This window comes from Methylobacterium sp. P1-11, assembly GCF_008329595.1.
GTDB lineage: Bacteria > Pseudomonadota > Alphaproteobacteria > Rhizobiales > Beijerinckiaceae > Methylobacterium.
In genome coordinates, this window is record NZ_NPKS01000052.1 from 21,329 (window position 1) to 28,295 (window position 6,967).

The following is a 6,967-nucleotide window of genomic DNA, read 5'->3' on the forward strand; positions in this document are numbered from 1 at the left end:
CGTATGTTTTCAAACTATGCTTGGCTCAGCCGGGCGCAGGTCCGTAAACGCTCGCCGCTTCGCAGAATGATCGGCCGGATCAAGTGTTGGGGAGGCGCCTTTGTCCGATTTATCCGTTCGCACTCGTCGTTCCCGGAGTTGTCTCACGAACGGGGGCGAGCGGAAAGACGACGTTGCCGGTGGGCCTGCACGGTGAGGTCAGCACCGCCGGGCTGAGTCGGCAGGAGAGCGTCGCCGACGGGAAGTAAAAGGGTTGCCGAGTTGGTGGGCCCCTGAAAAAGATCGCCTCGTTGAAGCCCGATCGGTCTCAGGTACTCTCGGCAGCCGAAGGCGGAGCCTCGACGTGCGCGGTCTGCCGTCCCCGCACGCGGCGTTCCTCGATGCGCTGCAGGATGACGTAGAAGGACGGCACGAACAGCACCGCCAGGCAGGTCGAGGCGAGCATCCCGCTGAACACAGTGATGCCGATTGACTTGCGCGCTGCGGCCCCGGCTCCCGAGGCGGTGACGAGAGGCAGAACGCCGAGGATGAAGGCGAACGACGTCATCAGGATCGGGCGGAAGCGCAGACGCGCCGCCTCTACGGCAGCGGCCGCGATGTCGAGGCCGGCCTGCCGTTTCTCGCGGGCGACCTCGACGATCAGGATGGCGTTCTTGCTCGCCAGCGCGATCAGCAGGATCAGGCCGATCTGCGTGTAGAGGTTGTTGGCGACGCCGAGCAGCATTAGCGCCCCAACCGTGCCCAGGAGCGCCAGCGGCACCCCGAGCAGGACCGCCAGCGGCAGGATCCAGCTCTCGTACTGCCCGGCCAGAACCAGGTAGACGAGGAGGATGGCGAGCCCGAACACGAGGTAGATCTGCGCGCCGACCGCCTTCTCCTGATACGACATCGCCGTCCAGTCATAGCCCGTGCCGGGCGGCAATACCTTGGCGGCGATCTGCTGCATCAGGTCCAGCGCCTGCCCTGAGCTGAAACCAGGCGCCGCGCCGCCCACGATCGTGGCCGTCGGGTAGAGGTTGTACAGACTGATCAGGGACGGGCCCTGCACGGACTTGATCTCCACGACGGTGCCGAGCGGCACCATCGCCCCGTTGCCGGCGCGCACCTTCAGGTTCTCGATATCCTCGGGGCGGAGCCGGTAATCGGGCGCGGCCTGCACGTAGACCTGGAAGGTCCGGCCGAACTTGTTGAACTGCGTGACGTAGGACGAGCCCACATAGCTCGAGAGGGTCGAGAAGACCTGCCCGACCGTCACGCCAAGCGCCTCGGCCTTGATCCGGTCCACCGCGATCGAGATCTGCGGCACGCCGGCCCGGAACGAGGTGTTGAGCTTCTGCAGCCCGGATTGCGCGTTCCCGTCGGCGACGATCGTCCGGGCGAGGCTCTCCAGGAGGGGGTAATCGAAATCGCCGTTGCGCAGCTCGATCTGCATGGTGAAGCCGCTGGCGTTGCCGATGCCCTGGATCGGCGGCGGGATGAGCACGAAGGTGGCGGCGTCCTCGACCCCTTCCAGCATCGCGTTGAAGCGGTCGTAGAGGCTGCGCAGATCCTGGCCCTTGTCCTTGGCCCGGACGTCCCAGTTCTTGAGAACCACGTAGGCGACGCCGGCATTGGGCAGGGTGGCGCTGGAATCGAGGACCGAGATGCCGCTGATCGAGAGCACGTTGTCGACGCCCGGTATCGCCTTCGCCTGGGCGCTGATCCGCTGCATCACCGCGTCGGTGCGCTCCTTCGAGGCTCCGTCCGGCAGCTGGGCCCCGATAAGGACGTAGCCCTGATCCTCGGTGGGCAGGAAGGCGGTGGGCAGACGGGTCAGCCCCCATCCGGCGAGCCCGATCAGCAGGAGCGCCACGGCGACCATGAGGCCGCTGCGCCGGACCATGTGCGCGATCAGCCGGGCGTACCCGTTCTCAAGGACGCCGTAGACGCGGTTGAAGCCGCGGTAGAACACGTTCCGCTTCTCCGGCGGCACCGGCTTGCGCAGCCACAGGGCGCACTGGGTCGGCTTCAGGGTGGCGGCGTTGATCGCGCTGATCAGCGCGGTTGCGGCGATCACCAGGGCGAACTGCTTGTAGAGCTGCCCGGTCAGGCCGGGGAGGAACGCGGCCGGCACAAAGACCGACATCAGGACCAGGGTGATGCCGATGATCGGGCCGAACAGCTCCTCCATCGCCTTCTCGGCCGCCGCACGGGGCGAGAGGCCCTCGTCGATATGGTGGGACACCCCCTCGACGATCACGATGGCGTCGTCCACCACGATGCCGATGGCCAGCACGATGGCGAACAGCGTCGAGAGGTTCACGCTGAAGCCCATCGCCGCCATGGCCGCGAAGGCGCCGATGATGGTGACCGGCACGGTCGTCGCCGGCACCAGCATGGCGCGCCAGTCCTGAACGAAGACCAGGATGACGATCAGAACCAGCACGGCCGCCTCGAACAGCGTCATGTAGACTTCGTGGATCGAGGCCTGCACGAATTCCGTCGTGTCGAACGGGATGGCGTGGACGAGGCCAGACGGGAAGGTCTTCGCGAGCTCGGCCATCCGGGCGCGGACCGCGTTCGCCACCGTCAGCGCGTTCGCCTCGGGCAGCTGGTAGATGCCGATGCCGGCGGCGGGCTGCCCGTTCAGCGTGAAGGACTGGCTGTAGGTCTGCGCGCCGAGCTCGACCCGGCCGACATCGCGCAGGCGGGTGATGCGGCCGCCATCCTGCGCGTCCGCCTTGATGACGATGTTCTCGAAGTCCGCGGCGTTGTTGAGCCGCCCGTTGACGTTGAGGGTGTACTGGAAATCCTGTCCGGCCGGGACCGGCGGCATCCCCACGGCGCCCGCGGTGACCTCCTGGCTCTGCTGCTGCACGGTGTTGATGATGGCCTCGGGGGTGAGCCCCCGGGCCTGGACCAAATCGGGGTCGAGCCAGATCCGCATGGCGTACTGCCCGGCGCCGAATACCGTAACGTTGCCGACGCCGGGCAGCCGGGCCAGCTCGTTCTGCACGTTGATGACGCCGTAATTCGACAGAAACAGGCTATCGAACTTCCCGTCGGTGGCTGACAGCGTCACGAATTGCAGGATGGCGGTGGATTTCTTCTGGGTCGTCACGCCCTGGACCTGGACCGCCTGCGGCAGCGACGACATCGCGATCGCGACGCGGTTCTGCACCAGCACCTGGGCCTGATCGCCGTCCGTCCCGATCGCGAAGGTGACCGTGAGGGTGTAGGTGCCGTCGCTCGCGCTGGTCGACTGCATGTAGAGCATGCCCTCGACGCCGTTGACCTGCTGCTCGATCGGCAGCGCCACCGTGTCGATCACCGTGCGGGCGCTAGCCCCCGGATAGCGGGTCGTGACCTGAACCGTCGGCGGCACCACGTTGGGGTACTGCGAGACGGGCAGGTTGAGCAGCGACACCGCGCCGACCAGCACCATGACCAGGGCCAGCACGTTGGCCAGGACCGGCCGCTCGATGAAGAAGCGCGAGATCATGCCGTTGGTCCTCGGTGCCGGCGTCTCAGGGGCGGCCCGCCGCAGCGGTGGGGCGCGGGTTGGCGGAGGCCGGCCTCCGAGCGATCTCTCACCGCTGAAGCGGCGCCGCGTCGGATGGGACCTCGGCCACCGCCACCTTCTGGGGCGCGACCTTGGCCCCGGGGATGGCCCGCTGAATCCCGTCCGTGACGACCCAGTCGCCGGGCGTGAGCCCGGTCTCGATCACCCGGTAGCGTCCGTCCCGCGGGCCGAGCGTCACCACCCGCTGCGAGACCGTGTCGTCGGCCCCGACCGTGAGCACGTAGCTGCCCTGCTGGTTCGTTCCGATGGCGTCGTCGCGGACCAGCAGGGCCTTGTCCTGGCGCCCGACCGGGATCCGGACCCGCACGAACAGGCCCGGGAGGAGGGCGTGATCGCCGTTCTCGATGAGCGCCCGGGCCAGGAGCGTGCCAGTGGACGGGTCGACCTGCGGCGCGAGGTAGTCGAGCTTGCCGGTATGCGGATAGCCGGTCTCGGTCTGCAGGCCGATCTCCACCGGAATCTTGGACAGGTCGCCCAGCGTGCGTTGCGTCGCGAGAAGGTGCTGCTTGACCAGCAGCACCTGCTGCTCGCTGACGTTGAAGTAGACGTAGAGCGGATCGATGCGCACGAGCTGCGCCAGCTTGGTCGGTCCGCTGATGCCGACGAGGGCGCCGACATCCGCCAGGTGATTGGTGACAACACCGTCGAAGGGCGCGGAAACCTGCGTGTAGCCGAGATTGATCGTTGCGATGTCGAGGTTGGCCTGCGCCTCCATCACGGCAGCGCTGGCTTGGTCCTGCTTGGTCTTGGCGTCCTCCACGCGGGCCTGCGAGGCGAATTCCTGCCGTCCCAGCGTGGATTGGCGCTGATATTCGGACTGGGCATTCGCCAGGGCAGACTGCTGCGCCGCGAGGGCGCCCTGCGCCTGCTTGAGCTGCGCCTCGTAGGTGTTGCGCTGAATGGAGAAGAGCGGCGCGCCCTTCTTCACCACGGCGCCGTCCCTGTAGGTGATCGCCTCCAGGAACCCCTGAACACGCGCCTCGAGATCGACGGCCGCGAACGCCTTGGTGTTGCCCGTGAGTTCGAAGTAGCGCGTCACCGTGCGCACGACAGGCTGCGCGACCGAGACGCTGGGCGGCGGCGGCGGAACGTATTGATTAGCCTCGCGGCAACCGGCGGCGAGGCCGGCGATGGCTACCAAGGCCAGACAATGGACAGGTCTGGGAAGCTGCAACAGGAACGGCACAGTTGGCCCTCAACCTGAGATCGCTGCGGGACGGTCTGCGGCCTCGCTCTGGCGGCGGCTACTGACCATCTTCGGCCTTGGCTTCCCGGGCGAGGGTCAGGCATTCGAGCAGATCGACATAGCTGGGCAAGCCGTTGAGTTGCGCTTCCGCTGCGCAACGCGTCCGATCACCGGCCGGATAGCTGGACCAGTGCTTGGCGACCTCTGCACGCGCCGACCCCTCATCCGCGAGGCAGAGCTTCTGCCGGCCGGCGTCGAGGGTCATCTGCTGCGTTGCCGCCTGGCAACTGCCTCGAACGTCGAATGTCGGCATCTTGTCCGAGACCGGCATCGTCAAAGCCAGTGTCAACAGCACGGCGGGAACAGCAAACATCATGATCGACACACCCCGCTTCGCCTCGACCGGACAAACCGGTCGATCCTTGCTTTGGCGGCCTCACACAAATGCCGTCTCCTGCGACAAGACAGGTTCGATATGCGAGACGGGCCCGATTCGGTCGCCTATCCTGTCTCGATAGCACATGTTGCGGATAAATTGTCGCCGTAAATATCATTATCAAACAAGATGTATTGCCTGATTCTCCCTCGCATGGCAAAACGGCTGCCCGGTTGCTTGGATTTCGGCTGAGTTGGTAAAATCGTCGTAAAATGAGAATCAATGTAGTACATAAAGTTGTTACTGAAAATTTGATAGATTTAATTTGTATTTAGGGCAATTTTGGATCTCCAAAGAATAGAGGTAATCGGGCGGCGAGCCTGAGCCGGGCTGGCTGAGACGACCAACCGAGGCCGGAAGTGCCGCACATGGAGCGCGCCGGCGTCGCTCGCCGTCGGCCGTGAACAGGTCACTGCCCGTTGCGGTGCAGAGACGTCAGAGCGAGCGATTGCCTGTCGCGCGACCGAGGAGCCGGCTCTCTCCGAGCGGACGTTGTCGCATCTACGGCCCGTGGCCTGGGCGGCAGACAGTAACAGGAACGGATCAACGGCGGCGTCTCGGGCAGCGTGAACAGCGGCAGCGTGCGCGGCGACAGCGCGAACGTGGCCGAGCAGGGCGGGCTGATCGCCGGCTCGGGCGGCTACCAAGTGCGCGTGGGCGGCGGGGTCGACCTGATCGGCGGAGTGATCACCTCCACGGCCGATCCGCCGCGGAACGGGCTGCCGGCTGACCATCTGACCTTTTCGGACCTGATTGGCAGCACCGATTCGACAAAAAGGTGACTCGAATGCGTACAAGTGTGTACGCGATGCCACTCGGACTTGGCGGATTCCCAACAGTCGGGCGGATCTAACGGGCAGATATAGAAGGGAGAATAAGTTGGAACGGGCGATCGGGATCGAACCGACGACATTCAGCTTGGGAAGCTGATGCAGATCGTTGATTTCGTTGAGACGTTTTCCCTCTGCTTTTTCGCGCTTCAGTCCGGTTGGCCGCTGCAAACCGTTTTTTCCCGCTGGCGGTTGTCGTCGGTCGGGCTGAACAGAGGGGCTCGGCTGTCGTCCTTCGGTTGGTGCGGCTCTCATCACACTCATCACTTTCCTCCAGCTCGACGCGTTCAGCCGCCGGGCTGTCAGAAGCCATTGAAGCTTCGATAGGGGAGGGGCCTAGTCGGGGAACTAGGCAATCCAAACTTGGCCTTTGCCGCGGCTCAGGTTCGGTCAGGTAGGTGTCCGTCACTGTGGTGAGGAGCCAAGTTCCGAAAAGCAGACGCGCCGCTTTGCGCCCATCACAGTCATTCAGCTGCCGCTGGCGCTTTCTCCGAAGCGGACGCTCCAGCAGCCCAGCGCGTAGGCCCGAGTAGCGCTCACCGGCTCAAACGAGGCGATCTCCGCAACCCTCGGTGCTACTGACATCCAACGGCCGGTATCACCTACAGCCACATGGTCAGCAGTCTCGACGTCATCGTAGACGGAGGTGCCGCCGGGATCGGCGCGGCGGCTCGCAGCGAGCGGCATGGACGTGACCCTGCTTGAGGCGTCGTGGCGGCATGCGGATCGCCCGTTCACTCAGGATCTCGGAGAGTACCCGCTCAACCTGGGCTGCGAATGGCTGCCAGCTAACTGGCAGCAAAAGGTTTGGTCTAAGGCGGCTGAGATTGAAACCGGCAGACCTCGAATGGCTCAGCCATCGGAATTAGGCCCGGTCGATCAGATGCTCTCGTCCCTCGGCGAATGGCCGAACAACGCCTTAAAGGCGCGACTAAAGGCTGCCTCCGACTCAT

The 6,967-nt window shown here is 65.1% G+C and carries 4 protein-coding genes, 1 tRNA gene and 1 pseudogene; 2 read left to right on the top strand and 4 right to left on the bottom strand.

Features of this window, described 5'->3' with window-relative positions:
• Positions 1-307 precede the first annotated feature (307 nt).
• The 3 genes from CIW48_RS30800 to CIW48_RS30810 all read right to left on the bottom strand — a co-directional run bounded on the left by CIW48_RS30800 (position 308) and on the right by CIW48_RS30810 (position 5,124).
• On the bottom strand, positions 308-3,481 hold the full coding sequence (locus tag CIW48_RS30800) for a multidrug efflux RND transporter permease subunit (RefSeq protein ID WP_149314192.1): 3,174 nt from the start codon (positions 3,479-3,481) through the stop codon (positions 308-310).
• 88 nt (positions 3,482-3,569) lie between these two features.
• Entirely contained in the window at positions 3,570-4,748 is a 1,179-nt protein-coding gene (locus CIW48_RS30805; protein ID WP_149314193.1) for an efflux RND transporter periplasmic adaptor subunit, read from the bottom strand.
• A gap of 58 nt (positions 4,749-4,806) precedes the next feature.
• Positions 4,807-5,124, bottom strand: coding sequence for a hypothetical protein (locus CIW48_RS30810; RefSeq protein WP_246695501.1), 318 nt, complete (start codon positions 5,122-5,124; stop codon positions 4,807-4,809).
• Positions 5,125-5,750: 626 nt separating this feature from the next.
• Here CIW48_RS30810 and CIW48_RS30815 point away from each other — a divergent pair.
• Positions 5,751-5,966 carry a hypothetical protein gene (locus CIW48_RS30815; protein ID WP_149314194.1) on the top strand — a complete coding sequence of 72 codons (216 nt, stop codon included), beginning with the start codon at positions 5,751-5,753 and terminating at the stop codon, positions 5,964-5,966.
• A gap of 98 nt (positions 5,967-6,064) precedes the next feature.
• Here CIW48_RS30815 and CIW48_RS30820 read toward each other — a convergent pair.
• Positions 6,065-6,172, bottom strand: a tRNA-Gly gene (locus CIW48_RS30820).
• Between the two features lie 527 nt (positions 6,173-6,699).
• On the opposite strand from CIW48_RS30820, the pseudogene CIW48_RS34385 reads away from it, so the two are divergent.
• Positions 6,700-6,967 (top strand): annotated as a pseudogene (locus CIW48_RS34385) (hypothetical protein); the annotation flags it as partial.